The organism is Rhizobium grahamii CCGE 502, assembly GCF_000298315.2.
Lineage (GTDB): Bacteria > Pseudomonadota > Alphaproteobacteria > Rhizobiales > Rhizobiaceae > Rhizobium > Rhizobium grahamii.
In genome coordinates, this window is sequence record NZ_AEYE02000031.1 from 188,097 (window position 1) to 209,931 (window position 21,835).

At 60.1% G+C, this 21,835-nt stretch carries 27 protein-coding genes and 1 tRNA gene; 19 read left to right on the top strand and 9 right to left on the bottom strand.

What is annotated here, in order from left to right; genetic code table 11:
- Positions 1 to 28 precede the first annotated feature (28 nt).
- Positions 29 to 1,090 (bottom strand): peroxiredoxin family protein, encoded by a 1,062-nt coding sequence (locus tag RGCCGE502_RS25430; RefSeq protein ID WP_016557078.1) that lies wholly within the window; start codon positions 1,088 to 1,090, stop codon positions 29 to 31.
- A 198-nt stretch (positions 1,091 to 1,288) separates the two neighbouring features.
- Here RGCCGE502_RS25430 and RGCCGE502_RS37525 point away from each other — a divergent pair, with 198 nt between their 5' ends.
- Positions 1,289 to 1,456: a hypothetical protein gene (locus RGCCGE502_RS37525; RefSeq protein WP_016557079.1), complete on the top strand. Its 168-nt coding sequence runs from the start codon at positions 1,289 to 1,291 to the stop codon at positions 1,454 to 1,456.
- Positions 1,457 to 1,584: 128 nt separating this feature from the next.
- On the opposite strand, the gene RGCCGE502_RS25435 is transcribed toward RGCCGE502_RS37525, so the two are convergent.
- Entirely contained in the window at positions 1,585 to 2,676 is a 1,092-nt protein-coding gene (locus RGCCGE502_RS25435) for a DUF475 domain-containing protein (protein ID WP_016557080.1), read from the bottom strand.
- Between the two features lie 360 nt (positions 2,677 to 3,036).
- Between RGCCGE502_RS25435 and RGCCGE502_RS25440 the strand changes: the two genes are divergently transcribed.
- The 3 genes from RGCCGE502_RS25440 (at position 3,037) to RGCCGE502_RS25450 (ending at position 4,368) form a co-directional block, all read left to right on the top strand.
- Positions 3,037 to 3,282 (top strand): hypothetical protein, encoded by a 246-nt coding sequence (locus RGCCGE502_RS25440; RefSeq protein ID WP_016557081.1) that lies wholly within the window; start codon positions 3,037 to 3,039, stop codon positions 3,280 to 3,282.
- Between the two features lie 54 nt (positions 3,283 to 3,336).
- Complete coding sequence (locus RGCCGE502_RS25445; protein WP_016557082.1) at positions 3,337 to 3,522, top strand: hypothetical protein; 186 nt, start codon at positions 3,337 to 3,339, stop codon at positions 3,520 to 3,522.
- Between the two features lie 144 nt (positions 3,523 to 3,666).
- On the top strand, positions 3,667 to 4,368 hold the full coding sequence (locus RGCCGE502_RS25450) for a hypothetical protein (RefSeq protein WP_016557083.1): 702 nt from the start codon (positions 3,667 to 3,669) through the stop codon (positions 4,366 to 4,368).
- 28 nt (positions 4,369 to 4,396) lie between these two features.
- On the opposite strand, the gene RGCCGE502_RS25455 is transcribed toward RGCCGE502_RS25450, so the two are convergent.
- Entirely contained in the window at positions 4,397 to 4,876 is a 480-nt protein-coding gene (locus RGCCGE502_RS25455; protein WP_016557084.1) for a hypothetical protein, read from the bottom strand.
- A 211-nt stretch (positions 4,877 to 5,087) separates the two neighbouring features.
- Between RGCCGE502_RS25455 and RGCCGE502_RS25460 the strand changes: the two genes are divergently transcribed.
- From RGCCGE502_RS25460 to RGCCGE502_RS25500, 9 genes are all read left to right on the top strand, one after another.
- The gene (locus tag RGCCGE502_RS25460) at positions 5,088 to 5,309 is read left to right on the top strand and encodes a hypothetical protein (RefSeq protein ID WP_016557085.1); all 222 of its coding nucleotides are present in this window, start codon (positions 5,088 to 5,090) and stop codon (positions 5,307 to 5,309) included.
- 190 nt (positions 5,310 to 5,499) lie between these two features.
- Positions 5,500 to 5,820, top strand: coding sequence for a hypothetical protein (locus RGCCGE502_RS25465; protein ID WP_016557086.1), 321 nt, complete (start codon positions 5,500 to 5,502; stop codon positions 5,818 to 5,820).
- Positions 5,821 to 6,002: 182 nt separating this feature from the next.
- Positions 6,003 to 6,680 (top strand): c-type cytochrome, encoded by a 678-nt coding sequence (locus tag RGCCGE502_RS25470; RefSeq protein WP_051158728.1) that lies wholly within the window; start codon positions 6,003 to 6,005, stop codon positions 6,678 to 6,680.
- 59 nt (positions 6,681 to 6,739) lie between these two features.
- Positions 6,740 to 7,948 carry a c-type cytochrome gene (locus RGCCGE502_RS25475; RefSeq protein ID WP_141652417.1) on the top strand — a complete coding sequence of 403 codons (1,209 nt, stop codon included), beginning with the start codon at positions 6,740 to 6,742 and terminating at the stop codon, positions 7,946 to 7,948.
- Between the two features lie 7 nt (positions 7,949 to 7,955).
- Complete coding sequence (locus tag RGCCGE502_RS37530) at positions 7,956 to 8,123, top strand: hypothetical protein (RefSeq protein WP_016557089.1); 168 nt, start codon at positions 7,956 to 7,958, stop codon at positions 8,121 to 8,123.
- Positions 8,123 to 8,680, top strand: coding sequence for a cupredoxin domain-containing protein (locus tag RGCCGE502_RS25485; RefSeq protein WP_016557090.1), 558 nt, complete (start codon positions 8,123 to 8,125; stop codon positions 8,678 to 8,680). Before RGCCGE502_RS37530 ends, RGCCGE502_RS25485 begins: the two co-directional genes overlap by 1 nt.
- Entirely contained in the window at positions 8,670 to 10,292 is a 1,623-nt protein-coding gene (locus RGCCGE502_RS25490) for a b(o/a)3-type cytochrome-c oxidase subunit 1 (RefSeq protein ID WP_016557091.1), read from the top strand. The genes RGCCGE502_RS25485 and RGCCGE502_RS25490 overlap by 11 nt, the downstream gene beginning before the upstream one ends.
- Positions 10,292 to 11,104 carry a c-type cytochrome gene (locus RGCCGE502_RS25495; protein ID WP_016557092.1) on the top strand — a complete coding sequence of 271 codons (813 nt, stop codon included), beginning with the start codon at positions 10,292 to 10,294 and terminating at the stop codon, positions 11,102 to 11,104. The genes RGCCGE502_RS25490 and RGCCGE502_RS25495 overlap by 1 nt, the downstream gene beginning before the upstream one ends.
- Before the next feature lie 511 nt (positions 11,105 to 11,615).
- Complete coding sequence (locus RGCCGE502_RS25500) at positions 11,616 to 11,915, top strand: hypothetical protein (protein WP_016557093.1); 300 nt, start codon at positions 11,616 to 11,618, stop codon at positions 11,913 to 11,915.
- Between the two features lie 280 nt (positions 11,916 to 12,195).
- On the opposite strand, the gene RGCCGE502_RS25505 is transcribed toward RGCCGE502_RS25500, so the two are convergent.
- Both RGCCGE502_RS25505 and cpdR1 read right to left on the bottom strand, forming a co-directional pair.
- Positions 12,196 to 12,270 (bottom strand) — tRNA-Val (locus tag RGCCGE502_RS25505).
- 83 nt (positions 12,271 to 12,353) lie between these two features.
- A complete protein-coding gene (gene cpdR1 / locus RGCCGE502_RS25510) occupies positions 12,354 to 12,716 on the bottom strand; it encodes a response regulator CpdR1 (protein ID WP_007527565.1) in 363 nt (120 codons plus the stop codon).
- Positions 12,717 to 12,903: 187 nt separating this feature from the next.
- On the opposite strand from cpdR1, the gene RGCCGE502_RS25515 reads away from it, so the two are divergent.
- Both RGCCGE502_RS25515 and hisN read left to right on the top strand, forming a co-directional pair.
- Positions 12,904 to 13,785 carry an N-formylglutamate amidohydrolase gene (locus RGCCGE502_RS25515; protein ID WP_016557094.1) on the top strand — a complete coding sequence of 294 codons (882 nt, stop codon included), beginning with the start codon at positions 12,904 to 12,906 and terminating at the stop codon, positions 13,783 to 13,785.
- Between the two features lie 244 nt (positions 13,786 to 14,029).
- Complete coding sequence (hisN, locus tag RGCCGE502_RS25520) at positions 14,030 to 14,803, top strand: histidinol-phosphatase (RefSeq protein ID WP_016557095.1); 774 nt, start codon at positions 14,030 to 14,032, stop codon at positions 14,801 to 14,803.
- Between the two features lie 21 nt (positions 14,804 to 14,824).
- Here the strand turns inward: hisN and RGCCGE502_RS25525 are convergent, their stop codons facing one another.
- Complete coding sequence (locus tag RGCCGE502_RS25525; protein ID WP_016557096.1) at positions 14,825 to 15,799, bottom strand: alpha/beta fold hydrolase; 975 nt, start codon at positions 15,797 to 15,799, stop codon at positions 14,825 to 14,827.
- Positions 15,800 to 16,055: 256 nt separating this feature from the next.
- On the opposite strand from RGCCGE502_RS25525, the gene RGCCGE502_RS25530 reads away from it, so the two are divergent.
- Both RGCCGE502_RS25530 and RGCCGE502_RS25535 read left to right on the top strand, forming a co-directional pair.
- A complete protein-coding gene (locus tag RGCCGE502_RS25530; RefSeq protein ID WP_016557097.1) occupies positions 16,056 to 16,931 on the top strand; it encodes a Hint domain-containing protein in 876 nt (291 codons plus the stop codon).
- A gap of 371 nt (positions 16,932 to 17,302) precedes the next feature.
- Positions 17,303 to 17,770 carry an Hsp20 family protein gene (locus RGCCGE502_RS25535; RefSeq protein ID WP_016557098.1) on the top strand — a complete coding sequence of 156 codons (468 nt, stop codon included), beginning with the start codon at positions 17,303 to 17,305 and terminating at the stop codon, positions 17,768 to 17,770.
- Between the two features lie 66 nt (positions 17,771 to 17,836).
- Here RGCCGE502_RS25535 and RGCCGE502_RS25540 read toward each other — a convergent pair whose 3' ends face one another.
- Positions 17,837 to 18,841, bottom strand: coding sequence for a bile acid:sodium symporter family protein (locus RGCCGE502_RS25540; RefSeq protein WP_016557099.1), 1,005 nt, complete (start codon positions 18,839 to 18,841; stop codon positions 17,837 to 17,839).
- A gap of 93 nt (positions 18,842 to 18,934) precedes the next feature.
- On the opposite strand from RGCCGE502_RS25540, the gene RGCCGE502_RS25545 reads away from it, so the two are divergent.
- A complete protein-coding gene (locus RGCCGE502_RS25545; RefSeq protein ID WP_016557100.1) occupies positions 18,935 to 19,792 on the top strand; it encodes a LysR substrate-binding domain-containing protein in 858 nt (285 codons plus the stop codon).
- Between the two features lie 78 nt (positions 19,793 to 19,870).
- Here RGCCGE502_RS25545 and RGCCGE502_RS25550 read toward each other — a convergent pair whose 3' ends face one another.
- Complete coding sequence (locus RGCCGE502_RS25550) at positions 19,871 to 20,368, bottom strand: GNAT family N-acetyltransferase (protein WP_040675653.1); 498 nt, start codon at positions 20,366 to 20,368, stop codon at positions 19,871 to 19,873.
- 260 nt (positions 20,369 to 20,628) lie between these two features.
- On the opposite strand from RGCCGE502_RS25550, the gene RGCCGE502_RS38810 reads away from it, so the two are divergent.
- Positions 20,629 to 20,757, top strand: coding sequence for a hypothetical protein (locus RGCCGE502_RS38810; RefSeq protein WP_019280707.1), 129 nt, complete (start codon positions 20,629 to 20,631; stop codon positions 20,755 to 20,757).
- Positions 20,758 to 20,767: 10 nt separating this feature from the next.
- On the opposite strand, the gene RGCCGE502_RS25555 is transcribed toward RGCCGE502_RS38810, so the two are convergent.
- Positions 20,768 to 21,817, bottom strand: a complete 1,050-nt coding sequence (locus tag RGCCGE502_RS25555) for a threonine aldolase family protein (RefSeq protein ID WP_016557102.1) — start codon at positions 21,815 to 21,817, stop codon at positions 20,768 to 20,770.
- Between the last annotated feature and the right edge of the window lie 18 nt (positions 21,818 to 21,835).

Sequence of the window (21,835 nt, forward strand, 5' to 3'; positions counted from 1 at the left end):
TCTTCGATGTTGGTGCTGTTTTCCTCTCTCACTTTGGCGGCAGCCTCATCATAGAGGAAGGGCAGGAACGCATAGCGGCGGCCACGGGTGACCTTCGATACGGCATGCAGGAGCGAGCAGGAAAAGACGACCGCGCCGCCCGGAGGGGCCTTGTAGGTTCGGTTGCCATATTCGGGAAAACTGACCTCGCCGCCGTCGAAACATTGTTGAGATTGACCGAAACCGCAAAGCGCCGATGCGCGGTGCCTTTCGTGGTGTTGTCACGATGCGGCCTGAAGTGAGCCTCTTCATCGGCATCGTAGCAGGAGACGATGTATCGCTCCATTCGCGTGGCTTCGAATTGATGGACCTTCTTGATTTCGGGAATGACGCGCCGGATGAACCGTCCGCGCAATTCGGCCATCAGCGCATCGTCCTCAATCGTGTGATCTCTGCGGCGCTTGTGATTGTGGTCCGAGACGAGTACGGTTTTTCCGTTGATCTCGCGCATGAAGCCGGACTCTTGGCCGCCATGCCGTTCGTAGAGGCTGATCAGCTCGTGGCAGAGGTCGGCCTCAAAGACATCGGGCAGTACGATGACCGGGGCCTGCATTTCCAGACCGCTCGACCGCTCCACCGGCGGCAGTGCTTCGAGATAGGCGATCAATTCGTCTATGCCGGTTGCTTCCTTGCCGGGCACGAAGGTCGCGCGCACTCGCATCGTCGGATCCAGAACCACGCACACCTGACGGTAGCTCACGCCGACGCCGCCTTGCTGCGCGTCGGCGCTGACTGCGCCGTAGAGCTTGCTGACGCTCAAATCGAAGTCGAGAAAGAACTTGATGCCGGGCTTCTGATCGGCAATGCGCTGATGAGTTTCGTCCTTCGGATCGACGGTTACGCCGAAGAAAGCAACCTTGCTTCCGTTGAAGGTCGCCGGTCTCGAGCGGATCTTTTCCAGCGCTTGGGCAACGTTGGGACTCGCCGTGGAGCCGAAGAAGTAAAGGACCATGTATCGCCCGGCGGCGACGTCGAAGACATAACGCGGGTTGGAAAGTGTACGCTGAGTAAAGCGCGGCGCCGGGTCTCCGGTCGCTAAGTGCAATGTCATAGATTAGCTCCCCTTATTGTTGTGGATGCTAGAGTAACAAACCCCGTCTGGCTAGATTCGTGCTCACTGCTGGCGCATGTCGCGAATCGACCACGATCGCTTGTTCTTGCATGGCAGGGCTGAATTTCCGTTGCTTGTCGGCCAGCCGGTGCCTCGCCATATGTGAGCAGTCAATCATAAAGAAAAGCGAGAAAGAAAATGTCCTTCCGTAAGTCCATTCGCGATGGTTTCCTTGGCCGCGCCTTTGCGATGATCGGTGCTGCAAATGCTGTAAGCGCCTCGGTCGAAGCTGGCCGCCGTCCGAAAGCACGCGATCTGCGCGAGCTCGGCATCGATCCCAGCATGTTCGGCAGAATCAACCACTAACTGAGCCGCCCGCTTCGGCGGGGTTTGGCAATCTGCCATCGCCAGATACGAAGCAGCCCGCAACCGAATGGTCGCGGGCTTTATTTTTTTGGTAATGAAGCCGCATCGATCGACGCGGCTTGCAAGGATTAGGCGTGCAGTTCCTTGTGCGCCGCGGCGCGTTCTTCCGCCTGCTCCTTCTTGTTGTAGCGGATCGACGACCAGAGCGAGATGCCGATCAGGGCCGCGCCACCAAGGCCGGTGATGACCTCGGGGATATGAAACATCGTCTGCACGTACATGATCACCGAGAGGATCAGGATCGCATAGAACGCGCCGTGCTCGAGATAGCGATATTCGGCAAGTGTTCCCTTTTCGACGAGCATGATCGTCATCGAACGCACGTACATGGCGCCGATGCCGAGGCCGATCGCGATGACGAAGAGGTTCTGGGTCAACGCGAAGGCGCCGATGACGCCGTCGAAGGAGAAGCTGGCATCCAGCACTTCGAGATAGATGAAGGCACCGAGACCACCCTTGGCGGCAGCGCTCATCGTCTGTTGCGAGGCATCGAGCAGGCCGCCGATCACCTCGACCGCCAGGAAGGTCAGAAGTCCATAGATGGCGCAATGTACGAAGGTCGTGGCTTCCTCCTCACCAAGGAACGACGAGAATACCAGGACCAGCGCCAGAACGAAGGCAATCTCGATACCCTTGATCGTGGCCGAGCGGGCCATCAGCTTTTCAAGTCCAGCGATCCAGTGGACATCCTTCTCATGGTTGAAGAAGTAGTTGAGGCCAACCATCATCAGGAAGGTGCCACCGAAGGCTGCGATCGGCAGGTGCGCGTCGTTCATGATGCGGGCGTATTCCGCCGGCTCCCGCGCCGCGAGCACCAGGGCTTCCCATGGGCCGATCTGTGCTGCGATCGCGACGATCGCCAAAGGGAAGACGATACGCATGCCGAAGACGGCAATGACGATGCCCCAGGTGAGGAAGCGATGCTGCCAGACCGGCGTCATCTCCTTGAGCTTGTTGGCATTGACGATGGCATTGTCGAAGGAGAGTGAAATCTCCAACACGGCGAGCACCGTGCAGATGAAGAAGACGGTCGCCATGCCGCCGATGGTGCCGGTCGTCTGCCAGCCAAGGGCCGCCCCGAGGATAAGGCCGAGGCCGGTGACAATGAAGGCCCAGGTGAAATAGCTGAGCGCCGATTTTTGCGGTGAACCGTTGGTCATGGCTGCACCTCGCAGCCAAGAACGATGTCCAACAAAGAATGCTTGCGTGAAAAACGCGGCATACCACAAAGGGCATGCGCGTGAGGCATGGTGAGCTTTTTCATCGATGAAAAATCCGCCGGCTTAAGCTGCAGGCGGTACCGACATCACGAGAGCGCCGTAAAAACTCTCGCCAGAGGGGCCCGGCACCAGGTTGACCCATCGGCCGATGTCCGAGGCCGCGGGATAAGGCGAAGGTAGTGATCTTGCCACGCCAGTCAAGGTCGACACCATGGGCTTTGTTCTTTTCTTTGGAACCATCCGACGGCGCGGTCGTTAGTCCTTGGTTCCCCAGTGTCACGCGCAATAACAAGGAGGCCGATGATGCATCCCTCGACCCATACCCCCGACAAGCGCACGGAAAAATCCGACCGAATGAAGCGGGCGCGCCCGAACCGCATGCAGAAGGCGCAGGTCTTGCCGCCGCATCACGTCGACCTGACATTGCCACACGGCGTTTTCGATGACGTCCACGTTCCCGCCCACGTCACCGGCGGCGACCTTTCGAAGGGCGGGCCAAAGCCCGCCACGGATGGCGATTCCACGATCGCCAAGCCCATCCGCTGAGGTCTCGGTGTTCTTAACTTCGACGCTTCCACTCGCGACAACCGGTGAGAAAAGATGAAAACGACTTTGGTGCCGCACGACATTTACATGAAGCATGAAATCGAATGGCAGGCGCTTCGCGCAGCCGCAGATATTCAGATCGATCTGGAAAGAATCGAGATCACGAATTCGCTGGGTTCGCGTTGGGAACCGGCAACACGCTTGAAGCCGGACACGGCATCTGCCGTGGCGCGGCTTTAAAGAGCCGTGGCGACCGTGCGGCCGTGTCGTCGCAGCGCCCTGGAGCATCAGTATCATCACATCAGTGCTGGAAATGAAGCGGCTGCCAACCTTTCGGAAAGGATTGCCCGGCGATAATCCCGTGCGCTCACGGGAATCGGATAGATGGCAAAGACTGCGACACGCCGCCGCAAATCACCGGCACGATCAAAGGGAAGGGGAGGAGGCGGCAGCGCGCTCCCCTGGGCCGTCATCGGGGCGATCGCCGTGGGCGGCATTGCGACCTATGACAATTGGAAGAGCGTGAAGCCGATGCTGGCCGCGCATGCGCCAGCCTCGATTGTCTCCCGACCGGTCTCGAACGCGCGAAGCGAGCCTGCGAGCGATCCCAGCCCACGGCAGACGGCTTCGATCACCACGGCGGCGCGTATGGTGCCGCCGGCTGCCGTTCCCATTCCCGCGAAGGCACCTGTCGTGCCTGAAAAGGCGATCCCGGTCTCCATCTCGCCGGCGCAGGCACAGACCGGCCGCGCGGCCTTCGGCTATTGCGGGCAGGGCGAGCACATCAACTGCGTCGCCGATGGAAGCACGTTCTGGTACAAGGGCGAGAAGGTCGCGATCGCCGACGTCGTCAGCCCCGGCATCGAGACAGCCCGTTGCGACAACGAGAAGCGGCTGGGCTTCGCCGCCAAGCTGCGCCTCCTCAACATTCTGAACTCCGGATCCTTCTCGATGAATCCCGCTGGACAGCCAGGCAAAGCAGGCGCGCCCCATGTCGTTTCGCGCGACGGCCGATCGATCGGTGTGCAGATGATCAATGAGGGGCTGGCCCGCAAACCCGGTGCGAGCAACGGCTGGTGCGCCTGAGCGCAGCCAGCAAATCGCGATAGGCAGCCTATTTCTGCTTCGGCGCCTTGCCGTTGGTGCGGAAGTTGCCGGTAAAGGCGGTGTCCTTGCTTTCGGCGGTGCATTCGATCGCGACCGGCTTGCCGCCGTACGGGTTGCCCATCGTGCAGGTTCCGGCGACCTTTACCTGACCTGTCATCTTCTGGCCGACGCCCGTCACCACGAGGTTGAGCGGCATGCGGGCGTTGCCGTTGGAGGCTGGCTTGATGGCAGTACCATCGCCCTGGAAGCCGAGCATCTTGCCGCCTGAAGTGAAGATGAAGGTGACCTGGCCGTTTACCAGCGTAACACTTGCGAGTTCGCCTTCGCAGCCCTTCGTCGCATCGACCTTGCCGACGACGAGCTTGGCGCACTTGCCGGCAAGCGTCAGCGCGCCGGGGGCGCCGGGGAAATTCTGCGGCGCCGCGCCCGCCGTCGTGGTCAGTGTTGCGGCGAGCAGCGAAGCAGCGGCCAAAGTTGCCAGTCTCATGTGTTTACCTCGTAATGCATGTCTCAGCAGGGCTGTTGTATCGGCAGCGACTTGCCACTCTTCTGTGTTCGAAATTGGTCGACAGGCACGACTCTCGATCTCGGTAGCCTGGGCATGCGGTGAAATGACGCTTGGTCAAAGCCAGCATGCGCGATAGCTACCGGTTGGACCGGCAGCAAGACTGCCGGTCTAGCTAAGATGGAGGAATGCGATGATCAGGAAGATTGCTCTGAGTGTTGCCATCCTTGCCTTTGGCGTCGCTCCGGCGCTGGCCGCAAGTAGCCACTACTATGTCGAGCACGCTGCAAACAGCAACAAATGCAGCGTCGTGTCGAAACGTCCTGACGGCAAGAACGCGATGGCGGTCGGAAGTGCGTACAAGACGAAGGCGCTTGCCGAGGCGGCCATGAAGGCCGCATCCGCCTGCATGTAGTGCGGCTCGCATTGCGTATGAAATCGAACGAAGCGCCCGCGCATTGGCGGGCGCTCTGCTTTCTGCGATTGCTCCGCATCGCCGGCGAGCCTCGAACCATGTCGCGGCTTCGGGGATTCCGTTAGCCAATTTATCGGCTCGCCAAAAACGAGTATAGTTATCCCGCCATGCTCATTCTCGGAGGGGTGAAATGGGCGCCGCATCCCGTACTGTCATCAATGCTGCGATACTAACCACCGCGTTCTGGATGCCGTCGACAGCCTTTTCGGCCGCGGCGCTGAACGTCGATGCGCGCTCTTACACCTGTAACCAGATCTCGCAGATCATCCGCCAGAACAAGAAGGTGTTCGTCCGGTCCGGTTTCGGCGGCAGCAGCTTCCGTTATCCACCCGCGAAATGCGGTTTGGGCTATGCGCGCACCACTACCAGCTTCCGGGATGCGGCGGGCAAGCAGTGCGTCCTAGATTACGCCTGCACCTACGACAGCGGATCGTTCTACAACAACCCTTAGCGCGCCGACGGAGCAGGCCAGTACGCCCGCGTTGGGGCGTGTTTTGCGCCGGCGATTGGCTCTTGCAGCTTTAGCGGAAGGGAATATTGTTACGGCTCAAGCCTGAAAATTTCATGTGATGCTGCTACGGAGGGTATGCGGTGTTCGTGAAGGCGCTTCTTTTAACGTGCTGTCTCAGCTTCCTGGGTCTTGACGTAGGACTTGCCCAGGAAGGCAAGAGCTATCCTGCCGATATGGCGGATCGGGTGCAGGCCTGCACCCCGTGCCATGGGCAGGAAGGCAGGGGGACGAACGACCCGTACTTTCCACGTTTGGCCGGGAAGCCCGCCGGATACCTCTACAACCAGTTGGAAGCGTTCAAGAGCGGCAGGCGGAAATACCCGCCGATGAACTACCTGTTGGCCTTTCTGACTGACGACTATCTCCGACAAATCGCCGACTACTTCGCCGATCAACACCCCGCGCTGCCCGGGCCCCCTGCCACCGACGCGAGCAAAAGTGTCCTCGAACATGGGCAAGCGCTGGTCACCCAAGGGGATCTGGATAGGGCCATTCCAGCCTGCGTCAGCTGTCACGGCGGGCCGCTAACAGGTCAGTCTCCGGGAATTCCCGGTCTTCTCGGCCTGCGCGCGAGCTATATCAGTGCCCAGTTGGGTGGCTGGCGCTACGGCACCAGAACCGCGAACGCGCCCGACTGTATGCAGCTCGTGGCCGGCAGGCTTACCGAGGACGATGTCAGAGCGGTTGCCGCCTATCTCGCGGGGCAGCCTCTTCCGACGGACCCGGTGCCAGCACCTGCCGGTTCGTTCGCCTTGCCCTTTGCTTGTGGCAGCCAGCCAGATGGGGGACACAAGCCATGAGCGGGCAAAATCGATGCTGGCAACTGTTCCTCACCACGATTTCAGCGCTTGTTGTTGGAATGCTAGTTCCCGCCGGCGCACAGAACTCGGAAACCCAGCAACCCCCTGAGGCTATCGTCAAGAAAGGTGAGTATCTCGCGCGGGCAGGGGATTGCGTCGCCTGTCATACCGCACCGGAGGGCAAGCTGTTTGCCGGCGGCCGCGCCATGCCAACCCCGTTCGGTACGCTCTACACCTCCAACATTACTCCGGATCCGGAAACCGGAATCGGCAAATGGACGGCAGACGACTTCTACAAGACCATGCACTACGGCCGCTTCCCGGATGGAGGACTGCTCTACCCGGCGATGCCGTTCGGGTCCTACACGAAAGTGACGCGCGAAGACAGCGACGCCATCTTTGCCTATTTGAAGACCGTCCCCGCTGTGCGCCAGCCGGACCATCCACACGAGTTGCAGTTCCCTTACAACAACCGATCGCTGATCCTCGGCTGGAGAACGCTGTTCTTCACGGAAGGGGAGTTCCAGCCGGACCCGAAGCAGTCGGATGAATGGAACCGTGGAGCCTATCTGGTCGAAGGGCTAGGACACTGCGGAATGTGTCACACACCGATCAACGCCTTGGGCGGTAGCTCGGAATCCAAAGCCTTTCAGGGTGGACTGATACCCATGCAGGACTGGTACGCCCCCTCTCTGACTTCCAACAAGGAGGCGGGTTTGGGCGATTGGTCCATCGAGGAAATCTCCGACCTACTGCAGAAGGGCGTTTCGGCACGTGGTGCGGTTTACGGCCCTATGGCCGAGGTGGTCTACAACAGCCTTCAATACATGACCGACGAAGATACGCGCGCGATGGCCGTTTATCTGAAGAGCATAGCGCAAGACGAACCGAAACCACCGCGCGCCTCCGTCGGATCGCAGGAAGCAAGCCTGCTTCGAAGCCTGGGGAAGACCGTCTACGACAAGCAGTGCGCCAGCTGCCACGGCGCGGAAGGCGAGGGCAGGCCGCCGCATTATCCGCCGCTCGCCGGAAACCAGTCGATCCAGATGGAATCCTCCGTAAACGCTGTGCGGATGGTGTTGAACGGTGGGTATCCACCCGCGACCTACAAGAATCCGATGCCGCATGGAATGCCGCCTTTTGCCGTGAGCCTTTCGGACGACGAAGTCGCCGCGGTCGTTTCCTACATCCGGACCGCTTGGGGCAACCGGGGCACGCCCGTCAATGCGGCAGAGGCAAACAAGCTTCGATCGGCTCCACTTCAGTGAGGACGCGATGATCAATTCGGAAGAACCAAACGCTGGTCCAGATGATGCCACGGTCGAGCGCATCGTGTCGGAGGGACCGAGCGGTGCCATTGCACTTGCGGGTATCGCGACCGCTATCGTGGTGCTGATCTGGGTGCTCTTCTATCTGCTTGTTTTCATACCGAGGAGCGGCTGATGACCAACGGTCACAATCCCTCCGCCGGCGTCGCCGAACGGGTTGAACGTAAATGGGCATCGGTGTCGGTCCTCATCGTCGTCTTTTTGGCCGGGATGGCCGCATTTGCGGGCATCCATCAGGCGACGATGCCGCAGGCAACCGTTGAGACAATTGATCCCACCAGTATCCACCTGGCCGGAGAATTTATCGAATCCAACCTCGGGAGCGCCGTCGAGGGCGATGGCACGGTGACGGTGCGAGCGATCGGGCAGCAGTATTCTTTCTCGCCGCCCTGCATTCTCGTTCCCGCAGAAACGCCGATTACCTTCCGCGCGACAAGCGCCGATGTCGTCCATGGCTTCCTTGTCCAAGGCACCAACATCAACACGATGCTGGTGCCGGGCTACGTGTCGGTGCAGAGGGCGACGTTTGACGCGCCCGGCGAGCATCTGATGCCTTGCCAGGAATTCTGCAGCGTTGGCCATGAGGGTATGTGGGGCAAGGTCCAGGTTGTCACGAAAGAGCAGTTCCTTTCGCAGATGGGGGACAAGAGGAGGCTTTCCTGTGCTCCATAACCGGAAATTGATCCTTGCACATTTCTGGCTGGCATTCGCGGTGTTCGCGCTCGCGCTGTTGCTCGGCGCATGGCAGATGTATATCCGCAGCCCGCTTTCCCCGTGGATCAGCAATCCGGAATGGTACTACCGGTCGTTGACTGCGCATGGCACTGTCATGGGTTATGTCTTTCCGACGCTCGTCGCCATGGGCTTCGGATACGCGATCAGTGAAGCCGCGCTCCAGCAGCAGCTCGTCGGAGGGCGGTGGGCTTGGGCAGGTTTTTGGCTGATCGCCGTCGGTGCTGTCGTCGCGATGATCCCGGTGGCACTCGGTCAGGCTTCGGTCCTCTATACCTTCTATCCGCCACTCATCGGCAACCCGTTTTATTATATCGGCGTGGTGATGGTCGTGGTGGGTTCCTGGTTCTGGGTTGCGCTGATGTCCATCAACCTCAGTATTTGGAAGCGGGCAAATCCAGCAAAGCCGGTGCCGTTGGCCATGTTTGCAAATGTCGCGGGGTCGTATCTCTGGGCCTGGACCGCCGTCGGCGCGGCGCTCGAACTTCTGCTGCAGATCATTCCTGTCGCGCTCGGCCTCAGATCCACGATAGACGCAGGGCTCGCACGTGTCTTCTTCTCGTGGACGCTGCATGCGATCGTCTATTTCTGGCTGATGCCCACCTACATCGCGTACTACACGATCGTGCCGCGCTCCATTGGCGGACGCATCTACAGCGATACGATGGCGAGGGTCTCCTTCATTCTCTTTCTCATCGTGGCGATGCCGATCGGCATCCATCACGCGTTCGAGGATCCACAGGTCGGCGCCGGCTTCAAGTTCATCCATTCGGCGTTCACGGCGCTTGTCGCGCTTCCGACGCTTCTCACGGTCTTTACGATTTGCGCATCCATCGAGATCGCCGCAAGGCTGCGAGGAGGGAAGGGGGCGTTCGGCTGGATCAAGGCGCTGCCGTGGCGAAACCCTATCATGCTCGCGATGGCCTTTTCGTTCATCATGCTCGGGTTCGGCGGAGCAGGTGGTCTCATCAACATGAGCTACCAGCTCAACACCTCGATACACAATACGCAGTGGATCACCGGGCATTTTCACCTCATTTTCGGCGGCGCGATCGTGATCATGTATTTTGCGATCGCTTATGATTTCTGGCCCCACCTCACGGGCCGGCCTCTCGCGAGCCTGCACCTTGTTCGCCTGCAGCTTTGGCTTTGGTTCATCGGAATGATCGTCACGACCTTCCCTTGGCACTGGGTCGGAATCCTCGGCATGCCCCGCAGAATGTCGTACTTCGACTACTCCGACCCGGCGCTAGCGATCGACGCCATTTCTGTTGTGCTGTCGGCATTCGGTGGCTTCATCCTCGTGGCGTCGGGTATCCTGTTCATCGCCGTCCTGGTGAGGTCGCAGCTGGGGGCACCTGGCAAGGTTGAGGAATACCGCTTCGCCGTCGCTGTCCATCCGCCGGTCAGGGTGCTTGCCGCCCTGAACAGCCATGGGATCTGGATTGCATTAATGGTCGGACTGACCGTTACGAATTACGGCTATCCGATCCTTCAACTCGCCGTTCGCAACGATACATCGGTTCCGGCAGTCTACGTTGGAGAACGCTGATGGGAGATAGCCGCAAGGTCACGACGTCGCGGGACCGCTGGACAACCACCAGTGTTGCCATAACGGCCGCAATCTTCCTTGTGTCCGCAGTCCTTGGCTTTGTGTTGCTGCCCCGATGGGAGGCCGGGGCCCAGGTCGCAGGTATTTGGGACTCGATTTGCCGCGCTGCAGGCCTGCCGCGGCAACAGGATCCGGGCGAGGTTGTAACCGCAGACTATAAGACATCATTGGTAAAACTTGCGACCGCGGTGTCTCACAAGCGCGACGAGGAGGCGATCGGTCGAGGCGCAACCCTGGCGCAACAATGTGCCATCTGTCATGGGCCGACGGGTGTCAGCCGCGCCGACTCGCCCAATCTCGCCGGGCAGTACGCAAGCGTAGTCTATAAACAACTCCGCGACTTCAAGGATGGCGTGCGCGTCAACGCCGTAATGACTCCTTTCGCCCTGAAATTGTCGGAACAGGACATGCAGGATCTGGCCGCCTACTACGCCTACCTGCCGAGACTACCAGGGTTCCATCCACCGGAAAGCATGGAGGTGCCGAGAATCGTTGAAAGCGGCGCTCCGCTGCGTGGCATTGCTCCGTGCGGATCATGCCACGGCAATATCGAGAACAAACTTGGCAGCCCATGGCTGGAGGGGCAGTCCGATCTGTATCTCAAAACGCAGCTTGAGGCGTTCGTGTCTGGATCCAGGCAGAACGACATCAGCAAGCAGATGCGCAACGTCGCTCGTGCTATGAGCGCGGAAGAGATCGAGCAGGCAGCCAAATACTACGCCAACAAGCCACCGCCCTATCTGACCCAATAGGCTTGCCAAGCATCTCCAACGGTTTACCGCATTCCATCGGATGGACTTCGGTCAATCAGTCACCGAGATTGACGGGTGGAACAAAGAACGCCAGGCGCACCGCTCCGTAACGAGAAGGGACGGTTTCATTTCAGCAGCAAGTGCCGTTACCCGACCCTACAGGTCTCGAACCTTGCCCGCATTGCTATTTGCAAGATTGGTGATCTCGGATTTATCCTTGGAGAGATCAAACAACTCGACGCTTGGAGGCAACGATGCCTTCCACACCAGTTTCCAATCGCCGTCACGCACTGCACCGGCCCTCGCTGGTCGTCGGCCATAGGTCCATGCCGTCGAGTGGTTGCGTATGGTCGAGCTTGGCCCCGGCGAGAGCAGCAAGAGTAGGGTACATGGCGACGACGAAGGCTGGATCGGGCAAGCAAACGAAAGTCGTTGGGTTGTGCAAAGTTTGGGTTGACCGCTTTCGACGGCGAGGAGACACTTCGACAACGGCAAGGCGGGAGGGAAAACGATGGACGAGCCAGACCGGTGGCGCCACATGGCAAGCGCGCCGAAAGACGGCAGTCGGATCCTCGTCACGGTCCGCCCATCCGAACAGGGGCCGGCGGAAGTTGACCTCGTCTACTGGTCGAATGGCGATCAGTTCGGTGCTGACGGCTGGCGTGCCTCCGATTCCTCCCCTGGTCGCGTCGTTGAATATGCCGAGCCGGAGTTGAAGTGCTGGATGCCGATGCCATCGGTGAGCCGAGCCTCCACGCCTACGCCATGGGAAGGCGACGACGACCAGGAACTCGACGGGTCGGGGATATAACGACCCCGTTCCGCCGTTTGACGTACACCGCGCAAGCCAACTCATCGAAGCTGTGATTGGTTGACGAGGCAAACGTCGTCGACGGCGCCGCTACGGATTCTTCGCGGAATGGGGAGTTGTTAAGCAAGATCGTGGGGAAGATACCCTTGGGATAAAGCATGGGATGCTTAGATCGCGCTCCAAGGTGAGGCTGATCAGTTCACGCCTCTTCCCAGTGCTTTGCTTGCTAGCTGCTTACTAAAAAGGCCTAGCGATTTCTCGCTAAGCCTTTGAATTCGAATGGTGGGCGTGACAGGGATTGAACCTGTGACCCCTACGATGTCAACGTAGTGCTCTCCCGCTGAGCTACACGCCCATCCGATGGCGGCGCATAGACCACAAACCGTTTTTGTCGTCAATAGACTTTTTTCGGTTTTGTGACGCGCGCTGCCGGAAGCCTTAGGCGGCAAGCATTTTGTTCACTTCCTCGACGAGGTCGCGGAGGTGGAAAGGCTTGGAAAGGACCTTCGCATCCTTCGGTGCCTTCGAATCAGGGTTCAATGCCACGGCCGCGAATCCGGTGATGAACATCACCTTCAGGTCCGGATCGAGTTCGGTCGCGCGGCGCGCCAGTTCGATTCCGTCCATCTCAGGCATGACGATATCGGTCAGGAGCAGCGAGAAGGGTTCTTCGCGAAGCCTGTCATAGGCGCTGGCGCCGTTGTCGTATGAGAGGACCTTGTAGCCTGCCTTTTCAAGCGCCTTCACAAGGAAGCGGCGCATGTCGTTGTCGTCTTCTGCAAGAAGTATCTTCTGAGTCATTATCCAGACCGCTAATCCGTAATTTATGCGTGGGGCTCCAGCCAATTACACTAGAATTCGGCCAGTAAACAACCAGTGAAGAGGCTGTCTGGGCCGTCATCCCCATGAGATAGTATGGACTTGCCGTGCGGCAACTGGCAACATAAGCGGAGAAGCGATCTGCAGGCATGGTAAAGAGGGAAAAAGGGTGCACGAAATCCCCGAATACGCACTTTTCGAGGTCCGGGAGCCCTTGTCGCACACCATTCCATTCGTCTACAACTCGCCGCATAGCGGCCGCATCTATCCTCCGGAATTCATCGCTCAGTCGCGGCTCGAAGGCGTTTCCATACGCCGCTCCGAGGATCATTACGTCGACGAGTTGTTCGCGGATGCAAGCGCCCTCGGTGCGCCGCTTCTGCTTGCCAATTTTCCGCGCGCCTATCTCGACGTGAACCGCGAGCCCTACGAGCTCGATCCGCGCATGTTCGACGGGCTCCTGCCGCCCTATGCGAACATCAATTCGTTGCGGGTTGCGGGTGGGCTCGGCACTATTCCGCGCATCGTTGCCGAGAACATGGAAATCTATACTCGCCGGCTGTCGGTGCAGGAGGGGCTGGACCGCATTGAGGCCGTCTACAAGCCTTACCATGCGGCGCTGCGGCGGCTGATCGCCCGCACGCATGTTCAGTTCGGCTTCGGTGTGCTGATCGATTGCCACTCGATGCCGGGCAATGTCCGTGTTGCCGGCAGCAATGCGCGGCCGGACTTCATCATCGGCGATCGCTACGGCACCAGCGCCTCGGCGGACCTGTCGCGTGCCGCTGTCGCGATATTCGAAGAAATGGGCTTCACCGCGATCCGCAACAAGCCTTATGCCGGCGGCTTCATCACCGAACATTACGGTCGCCCGTCGCGTGGGCTGCATGCGCTGCAGATCGAAGTGAACCGGTCGATCTATGTCGACGAAATCACGCTGGAGAAGCATGCCGATTTTGCCCTGGTTGCGGGCGCGATCACTGCCTTCATGCGGCAGATGGCGGTCTACGTGGCGCAGTTCGCGACCGACTCCGCGCTCGCTGCCGAGTAAGCCTCCCAGATTGCCAAAAAAAGACCGCCTCGCGGCGGTCCAAGTCTAGGGAGGAAACACCCAAGGAGGGCATTTACAGTCAGAAGACTGTGAGCAAACGCTACTATTGCGGTGCACAATTGTCAATCAAAATTTTGCGGTGCAAAATTATTGTGCAGCCGGCTAAAGGCTGCCGCTCTCGTTTGCAACTGGCTGCAATTCCGCTATGAAAAGCGCCATTCGCGCGCCACAGATGGATTTCGCCATGTTGCCTGACCGTTCGTTCTTCAATCGTCTCGCCGAAGTCGCCAAGGCCGAAACGCTGCCGCGTTTCCGTTCTGGCCTCGACGTCACCAACAAGCTGTCGAGCGGCTTCGATCCGGTCACCGAGGGCGACAGGGCGGCGGAAGTCGCCATTCGCGCGCTGATCGAGGAGCACTTTCCCGATCACGGCATTCTCGGCGAGGAGCACGGCAATGTCGGTCTCGACCGTGAGTATGTCTGGGTTATCGATCCGATCGATGGCACGCGCGCCTTCATATCAGGCGTGCCTGTCTGGGGGACGCTGATCGGACTGCAGAGAAACGGTCGTGCGGTCATGGGCATGATCGAGCAGCCGTTTACCGGCGAGCGCTACTTCGCTGATGCGAATGGTTCCATCTACAGCGGTCCAGAGGGCGAGCGCCGGCTGCAGGTTCGCGATTGCGGCACTTTGGGGAACGCCATCCTTTTCACCACCTCGCCGCATCTCTTCGCAGGCGCAGAGATGGAGAAATATCGGGAGATCGAGAGCCAGGTGAGGCTCTTCCGGTACGGTACGGATTGCTATGCCTATGCGCTGCTTGCCGCGGGTCACGTCGATCTGGTGATTGAAAACAGCCTGAAGCCTTACGATGTCGGCGGCATCATTCCGGTCATCGAAAACGCCGGCGGGATCATCACGACCTGGGACGGCGGGCGCCCGGAAAATGGCGGCTCGATTATCGCTGCCGGCAGCCGCGCCGTCTACGAGCAGGCAATGGCGATCCTCAATAAGTAGCAGGCAAGCCCAAGCTCACATTTAAGTGCCAAATCCCTCGACTTCCTCGACGGCTTCCGCATCGCTGCCGGGAATGAAAGCGTGGAAAGCCGCAAGGGCGGCCTGGCGGTAGACATCGCGCTCCTGCAGCACCTCATGCCGCGCGCCGTTGATCGGCACGAACTGCGCAGCGCGAAAATAGCGCGAGATGCGCTCCTGCGCGATGTAGGGGACGATGGTGTCGCGCGTCGGCGCGATGACCACCGTCGGAATGGTGATCGAGAACAGATGGCTCGGAGACGTGACGCGGTCGATCGTGCGGAAGGAGTCGTGTAGCCAGCGTGCCGTCGGCGGTCCCAGCGTCAGTTCCGGATGCGCCGTGGCAACGGCGACGTTGCGTTCGAACCGCGCCTCGTCGGAGGTCAGCGGATTGTCGCGGAACGGCAGTTCCTTGAGCTTGCGTGCAAGCGGAAAGTTGCCGAGCCCGAGCGAACAGGCAAACCCGGAAAGGGCGCGGATGGTACCTTCCGATGCTGCTTGGCCCGAGAGGCCGATGAAAGGTGCGGTCAGCACCATCCGTTCGATGCGCGTCGAGAGGTAGGGCGCGGCGGATAGCGCGATCAGCGCTCCGGTGGAATGCGCCAGGATGAAGAACGGCAGACGAGTATCCGGCAGCACGATCTTCTCGAGGAAGGTGTCGAGGTCATGCTCGTAATCGACGAAGCGGCGGACATGGCCGTAGGGACGGTTCTTCAGCACCCGGTCGGAGCCGCCCTGACCGCGCAGGTCGAAGGTTGCGACCCAAAGACCCTGGGCCGTCAGGTCGCGGATGGTCTCGAAATACTTCTCGATAAATTCGTTGCGGCCGTGGAGAAGGACGACGGTGCCTTTTGCCACCGGCGCATCGCTGCGGAAGACCGCATAGCGCAGCCGAAGGCCGTCATGGGTTTCGAAGTAGCCTTCGGTGCGGTTTTCGGGTGCCGGGTTTTCGGGGGTCGAAAAAAGGACCTGCTCCATGGTCGATCGATCGTGTCCTTCGCGGATTTGCTTATCGAGTAAAGCGGATAGGCGATTGTCCTGTCAAATCAAAGAAAAAAACCTGCGTACCAAACCTATTCCAGGTTGAATAAGTCAATTTGGCCGCAACTTCTCTCGCAGCCCGTATGCCTTGCCTACTCCCTTTTCGGTAGGGCTTAGCGCTATTCTGAGAAGTTCAATCCAATACAACTTATTGTAACGTAGGTCGGTATTACTCTTTTCAAAGGACGCCAGCATGTCATCCACGGAAGATCCGAAGCTGCCACGCAATACCGCGCGCAGACATTTTCTAGGTGTTGCCGCTGCCGCCGGTGCGCGGCTCGCCGGTGTTGCGGCTTTGGCGACGGCAGCTTCCAAGTCTCCCGCGAACGCAATGGGGCGGCGCTGGGGGCGGGGTCACTCCGGTGGAGGCGGGAACGGTTCCGGTGGACACGGAGGTTCCGGCGGTGGTGGTGGTGGCGGCGGCGGAGCACAGTGCTTCCTGCGTGGAACGGCGATCCTCACCGATTGCGGCGAAAAGCCTGTCGAGAATTTGCGCGTCGGCGATAACGTTGCCCTTCCGGACGGGAGCGCCCGTCCGGTCAAATGGGTCGGCCGCCAGGTCTTCAAGAAGAGCGGTGCGCGCTGGCATGAAGGCGTCGTGCCGATCCGCGTTTCCCGCCACGCGCTGGATAGCCGCACACCACATTCCGATCTCTACCTGTCGCCAGGCCACGCGCTGTTTCTGAATGGTGTGCTGATCCGCGTGAGGGATCTCGTCAACGGCACGACAATCGCGCCGGTCGTTCCGGCCGATGACACGTCGATTGAGTACTATGCCGTCCTGCTTAGTACCCACGAAGTCATTCTCGCAGAAGGCGCCGTGGCCGAGACTTTCCATCCGTCGGAGAGTAATCACGAGAACTTCTCCAATTTTGCGGAGTACAAGCGCCTCTATGCCGAGGAACGCACCGTGATGACATCCTACGCGACGGTGCTGGGCGAGGAAGGTGGTTGGAAGCATCTGAAGGCGCTTCTTCTGCTTGGCGCTTCGCCTCTAGTGCCGATGCGCGATCCATTCGGGGACGCCTGCGAGGCGATTAATACGCGAGCCAAAGAACTGTCGATCTGAAGGGCTGCAAGCTTCCTCGTCTTCGAGTTAGACCACAAAAAAAAGACCGGCATGCGAAACTTGAAGGTTCCGCGATGCCGGCCGGAGATCGGGCTGAAGACGAAGGGACGATACACTCCAGCCATCGGGCCAGTGTCACCCGATGGCATTATTCGTATTCTTCTCGTCATGAACGGCTTCCGAACTGCATGTTCATACGCGGTTCACGCAAGGTAAGTTCGCGTCTCGAACAAAGGGCCTTGAACTCCACAAAAGGCATCCCCATCTCATTTCTGCAGGCGCCAAACGGGCCCGCCGAACCGTCCCGGAGCTGCCGAACAAGGGGTTTCAGGGGCAATTATCGCAACACGTCGCTTCCTCAGGAGGACATCATGCGTCACGTAGACTTCTCTCCCCTTTATCGTTCGACCGTCGGTTTCGACCGACTCTTCACCATGCTCGACAGTCTCGGTCAGCCTGACCAGGGCCAGACCTATCCGCCCTACAACATCGAGCGTACCGGCGAAAACACCTACCGCATCACCATGGCCGTTGCCGGTTTCGATGAGACCGAAATCTCCATCGAGTCGCAGGCCCACGCTCTGACCGTCAAGGGCGAGAAGAGCGAAGAAAAGGCTGAGGGTAGCGAGTTCCTCTATCGCGGCATTGCCAAGCGCGCCTTCGAGCGCCGCTTCCAGCTTGCCGACCACGTCGAGGTCACTGCCGCTTCGCTGAAGAACGGTCTGCTCCACATCGACCTGCTTCGCAGCATTCCGGAAGCCATGAAGCCGCGCAAGATCGCGATTGCGGCTGAGCCGGTGAGCGCGCCGAAGGCCATCGAGGCGCAGGTCGCCAACTAATCGGTCCTCCCAAGACCAATCGTGCAGGCGGCGCTCGTCCGAGCGCCGCTTTTTTATTGGCCAAAGTCAGGCGGGGCTTGCTGCTTCTTCGGCTTCTTCTTCGGTGATCCGGTGCGCGGCCTTTGCCGCATATTTCTGGGCGATCACGGCGCAGACCATCAGCTGTATCTGGTGGAACAGCATCAGCGGCAGCACGATCGCGCCGATCGATTGACCGGCGAAGATCACGCTCGCCATCGGCGCGCCGCTGGCGAGGCTCTTTTTCGAGCCGCAGAAGGTGATGGTGATCTCGTCGGCCTTGTTGAAGCCGAGTAGGCGGCTACCGTACATGGTGAAGCAGAGCACGAAGGCGAGCAGGGCGGTGTCGGCGACGATGACCGCGGCGATGTCGCCGATCGAGAAGGTGTGCCACAATCCCTCGACGACGGCGGTGCTGAAGGCGAGATAGACGACCATCAGGATCGAGCCCCGGTCGACAGGCATCAACAGCTTCTTCTTTGCGCGGATCCAGCCGCCAATCCAAGGCTCCAGCACCTGGCCGACGACGAAGGGCAGCAGTAGCTGCAAGAGGATCTGCTGCAGCGCATCCCAGGAGAAGCCGCCATGGCCGCCGACGGAAAACAGCAGGCCGACCAGCAGCGGCGTCAGGAACATGCCAAAGATGTTCGATGCCGAGGCCGAGCAGATCGCCGCCGGCACGTTGCCGCCCGCCATCGAGGTGAAGGCGATCGAGGATTGTACCGTCGAGGGCAGGACGCTCAAATACAGGAGCCCGAGATAGAGCGGTTTTGGCAGGATCCAGTCCGGCACGAAACCGAGACCGAGGCCAAGGATCGGGAAGAGGCCGAACGTCGTCAGCAGGATGACGAGGTGGAGGCGCCAGTGCAGGAGACCGGCGATCACCACATCCCGGGAGAGGCGGGCGCCGTGCAGGAAGAAGAGGAGGGCGATGGCCAGGTTCGTCGCGATCCCGAAGTAGCCGGCGAACGCCCCTCTCGCCGGTAACAGCGAGGCAAGGACGACCGTGCAAACCAATAGGGTTGTGAAGCTATCGGGCAGAAAGCGGCGCATGACGAATACTCTTTGTGAGCAGTGGATCATCTGCCTTTCTTCCATTATGATACAGGATGCAACGAATAACAGTTATCGTGTTTCTGGATTAACATGCTGGATCTTACGCAACTGCGCAGTTTTGTTGCCGTCGAACACATGGGAAGCTTCACGCTTGCCGCGGAGCGGCTTGGCCTCGGACAGTCGACGGTCAGCCAGCATATCCAGCGGCTCGAAAGCGCCGTGGGCCGGCGTCTGCTGGCGCGTGACACCCATAAGGTCCTGTTGACCACCGACGGCGAGGCGCTGCTTAGCCATGCCCGGGCGATGCTGGCGATCGAGGCACAGGTCCACTCACAATTCAGAGGGCAGAAGCTGCGCGGCAATCTTCGGCTCGGTGTGTCGGAAGATTTCGTGACCAGCCAGCTTCCGGCTGTGCTCGAGGATTTCGTGCGTTCGCACCCCTCAGTCGACCTGGAGTTGACGGTGGCGCTCTCCGGTACGCTCTACGAGATGCAGGACAATGGCGAGATCGACCTGGTGTTGGCGAAGCGCCGGCTGGGCGACGCCCGCGGGCGTCTGGTCTACCGCGAGCCGCTCGTCTGGTTGGCGCGCGATCCGGAGCACGTCTTGGGCGCCGGGCCGCTGCCATTGATCGCCTTCCCGCCGCCGAGCGTGACGCGCAGCATTGCGCTCGAGGCGCTGGGCCGCACCCAAACCGCTTGGCGCATCGTCTGCACCTGCGGCAGCCTGAGCGGCCTGACTGCGGCGGCGCGGGCGGGCATGGGGGTGCTGGTACAGCCGCGAAGCATGGCGCCGTCCGGGTTGAAGGAAATCGGCAAAGGCAGGCTGCCCGTGCTTGAGGATGTAGAGTTCGTGCTGGTGCCGCGCAAAGGAGCGGACCAGGCACTGGTGTCAGCGCTATCGGACGATATTCTCGGCAAGGTGCGTAGTCTTCGCACCAACGCATGACAGAAAGAAGCCGGTTGGCTGCCGAACAAACCGTTGGAAGCCGGTTTCATGACCTGTCTAGCGAGATCAGCGTCCCCGTCACGTGGCGTTGAAACCGTCGTGGTAGCTGACTTTACCTGCGGGCGTGGGGCCGTCGAACACTAAGCGCATGAAATATTCGGGAGGAGCTGCCTCAAAGATCAGGTTGGCGTCATTCTGAAAGCCGAAGCGGGTGTAGTAGCCGGGATCGCCGAGAACGACGCAACCCTTCGCGCCGATATCTGTGAGCCGCGCCAGGCCGTCGCGAATGAGCTTTCCGCCAATGCCCTGGCTCTGGCGGTCGGGCATCACCGAAACCGGCCCAAGTCCATACCAGCCCATGTGTTCACCATCGATCGTAACGGGCGAGAAGGCGACATGTCCGATGACGGCAGCGTCTTCGACAGCGACGAGCGAGATTGTCAAGGCGTTCGCTTTGCGGAGTGCGTCAACGATCTCGGCTTCGGTTTGACTGCTGTACTCCATCTGCGCGAAGGCCGCTTTGGTCAGCTGGCGGATCGCCACGATGTCGCTAGGCTGTTCAGGACGGATTTTCATCAGTATTTCTCGCTTTCCGGTATCAGGGCGCAGTCCGAGATAGCGCGGTTTTGGGATGGCAGCCAGTGGGCCGATAATCAGCACCGCACACGCCAGGGCGCTCTCAGGGGCGCAAGTTTCGATCGTACTCCCGCATAAAAGTTAATGGGCCGCTTACCATTTTAAGGCGCTCTCAACCCTGTAGCTTAGTCATCTGGTCAGGTTCGGCGCCTAGTCTCCCATCTCCAATGGTCGATCTTCGGGGCAAGGAGAACGGACCGATGACGTATGGCGTACTCTTCGTATCCGGGCTGGTTGCCTGTGTGATGCTGATTGTCGTGGCGGGACACGACGCGAAAACGACGGATGGCGGCAAGCCGCAATCCGCCGTGACGGGCCATCAGAATTGAGTCCGGGAATTCAGCCTGCAAGGCAGCGAAGGAAGTCGTCGACGTCCGCCTCTTCAGTCGCGAAGCTGGTGACGAGCCGGACCAAGGTTTGATCCGGGCCGACAAGCTCGGGTGTCGCCGGCGGGACCGGCCATGCATAGAACTTGGCGCCTTTTTCCTCTGCCCGTTTCGCAGCGCTTTTCGGAATGATGGCGAAGACTTCGTTGGCCGAGGTTGGCCAGGCAAGCCGTGACCCGTTGCTTTCCGTGATGCCGGCGCGCAGGCGATCGGACATGCCGTTTGCATGGCGAGCGAGATCGAGCCAGAGATCGTTCTCGAAATAGGCGTCGAACTGGGCCGCGATGAAGCGCGACTTCGAGAAGAGCTGGGCGGCGCGCTTGCGGATGAACGGCATCTCCCTCGCTTTCTCCGGATTGAAGAAGACGATCGCTTCCGCGCACCAGCAGCCATTCTTCGTGGCGCCGAAGGAGAGCATGTCTATGCCACGCTTCCACGTCATCTCCGCCGGGCTGACGCCGAGGGAGACGAGCGCATTGGCAAAGCGTGCGCCGTCCATATGGAGAGGCAGCTTGTCCTTCCGGGCGATCTCGGCGATCTCATCGATTTCGGCGAGGGAATAGACGGTGCCGGCCTCGGTTGCCTGTGTGATGGTAATGGCCGTTGCCCGGCCGTGTTGCACGGCCGTCTGTGGGAAGGCTGTGATCTTCTCCTTGAGCTTTTCCGGGTCGATCTTTCCCTCGGCACCTGGAACGCCAAGCAGACGGGCGCCGCTGAAGAAGTCGGGGGCGCCGCATTCGTCGGCAATCACATGCGCCTCGGAATGACAGAAGGTGATGCCGCCTGGCCGTTGAACGCTCGCGAGCGAAAGCGAGTTCGCTGCCGTGCCGGTGCCAACGAAAAGAACTGCGATGTCGCGTTCGAAAACTTCCGCAAAACGGCGCTCGACACGCCGGTCGAGATCACTTGCGCCATAGGCTGCGGCAAAACCGTCGGACTCCCTGAGCAGACGTTCGGCGATGGATCGATGGGCGCCTGCCCAGTTGTCGGATGCAAAATACATGGATGGGGACCGCTTGGG

What these genes read in the sequence shown, in the direction of transcription:
- RGCCGE502_RS25430 (WP_016557078.1), bottom strand. Translation starts at nt 1,090, where the DNA reads ATGACATTGCACTTAGCGACCGGAGACCCGGCGCCGCGCTTTACTCAG.
- RGCCGE502_RS37525 (WP_016557079.1), top strand. Translation starts at nt 1,289, where the DNA reads ATGTCCTTCCGTAAGTCCATTCGCGATGGTTTCCTTGGCCGCGCCTTT.
- RGCCGE502_RS25435 (WP_016557080.1), bottom strand. Translation starts at nt 2,676, where the DNA reads ATGACCAACGGTTCACCGCAAAAATCGGCGCTCAGCTATTTCACCTGG.
- RGCCGE502_RS25440 (WP_016557081.1), top strand. Translation starts at nt 3,037, where the DNA reads ATGATGCATCCCTCGACCCATACCCCCGACAAGCGCACGGAAAAATCC.
- RGCCGE502_RS25445 (WP_016557082.1), top strand. Translation starts at nt 3,337, where the DNA reads ATGAAAACGACTTTGGTGCCGCACGACATTTACATGAAGCATGAAATC.
- RGCCGE502_RS25450 (WP_016557083.1), top strand. Translation starts at nt 3,667, where the DNA reads ATGGCAAAGACTGCGACACGCCGCCGCAAATCACCGGCACGATCAAAG.
- RGCCGE502_RS25455 (WP_016557084.1), bottom strand. Translation starts at nt 4,876, where the DNA reads ATGAGACTGGCAACTTTGGCCGCTGCTTCGCTGCTCGCCGCAACACTG.
- RGCCGE502_RS25460 (WP_016557085.1), top strand. Translation starts at nt 5,088, where the DNA reads ATGATCAGGAAGATTGCTCTGAGTGTTGCCATCCTTGCCTTTGGCGTC.
- RGCCGE502_RS25465 (WP_016557086.1), top strand. Translation starts at nt 5,500, where the DNA reads ATGGGCGCCGCATCCCGTACTGTCATCAATGCTGCGATACTAACCACC.
- RGCCGE502_RS25475 (WP_141652417.1), top strand. Translation starts at nt 6,740, where the DNA reads ATGCTAGTTCCCGCCGGCGCACAGAACTCGGAAACCCAGCAACCCCCT.
- RGCCGE502_RS37530 (WP_016557089.1), top strand. Translation starts at nt 7,956, where the DNA reads ATGATCAATTCGGAAGAACCAAACGCTGGTCCAGATGATGCCACGGTC.
- RGCCGE502_RS25485 (WP_016557090.1), top strand. Translation starts at nt 8,123, where the DNA reads ATGACCAACGGTCACAATCCCTCCGCCGGCGTCGCCGAACGGGTTGAA.
- RGCCGE502_RS25495 (WP_016557092.1), top strand. Translation starts at nt 10,292, where the DNA reads ATGGGAGATAGCCGCAAGGTCACGACGTCGCGGGACCGCTGGACAACC.
- RGCCGE502_RS25500 (WP_016557093.1), top strand. Translation starts at nt 11,616, where the DNA reads ATGGACGAGCCAGACCGGTGGCGCCACATGGCAAGCGCGCCGAAAGAC.
- cpdR1 (WP_007527565.1), bottom strand. Translation starts at nt 12,716, where the DNA reads ATGACTCAGAAGATACTTCTTGCAGAAGACGACAACGACATGCGCCGC.
- hisN (WP_016557095.1), top strand. Translation starts at nt 14,030, where the DNA reads ATGTTGCCTGACCGTTCGTTCTTCAATCGTCTCGCCGAAGTCGCCAAG.
- RGCCGE502_RS25525 (WP_016557096.1), bottom strand. Translation starts at nt 15,799, where the DNA reads ATGGAGCAGGTCCTTTTTTCGACCCCCGAAAACCCGGCACCCGAAAAC.
- RGCCGE502_RS25530 (WP_016557097.1), top strand. Translation starts at nt 16,056, where the DNA reads ATGTCATCCACGGAAGATCCGAAGCTGCCACGCAATACCGCGCGCAGA.
- RGCCGE502_RS25535 (WP_016557098.1), top strand. Translation starts at nt 17,303, where the DNA reads ATGCGTCACGTAGACTTCTCTCCCCTTTATCGTTCGACCGTCGGTTTC.
- RGCCGE502_RS25540 (WP_016557099.1), bottom strand. Translation starts at nt 18,841, where the DNA reads ATGCGCCGCTTTCTGCCCGATAGCTTCACAACCCTATTGGTTTGCACG.
- RGCCGE502_RS25545 (WP_016557100.1), top strand. Translation starts at nt 18,935, where the DNA reads ATGCTGGATCTTACGCAACTGCGCAGTTTTGTTGCCGTCGAACACATG.
- RGCCGE502_RS25550 (WP_040675653.1), bottom strand. Translation starts at nt 20,368, where the DNA reads ATGAAAATCCGTCCTGAACAGCCTAGCGACATCGTGGCGATCCGCCAG.
- RGCCGE502_RS38810 (WP_019280707.1), top strand. Translation starts at nt 20,629, where the DNA reads ATGACGTATGGCGTACTCTTCGTATCCGGGCTGGTTGCCTGTGTGATG.
- RGCCGE502_RS25555 (WP_016557102.1), bottom strand. Translation starts at nt 21,817, where the DNA reads ATGTATTTTGCATCCGACAACTGGGCAGGCGCCCATCGATCCATCGCC.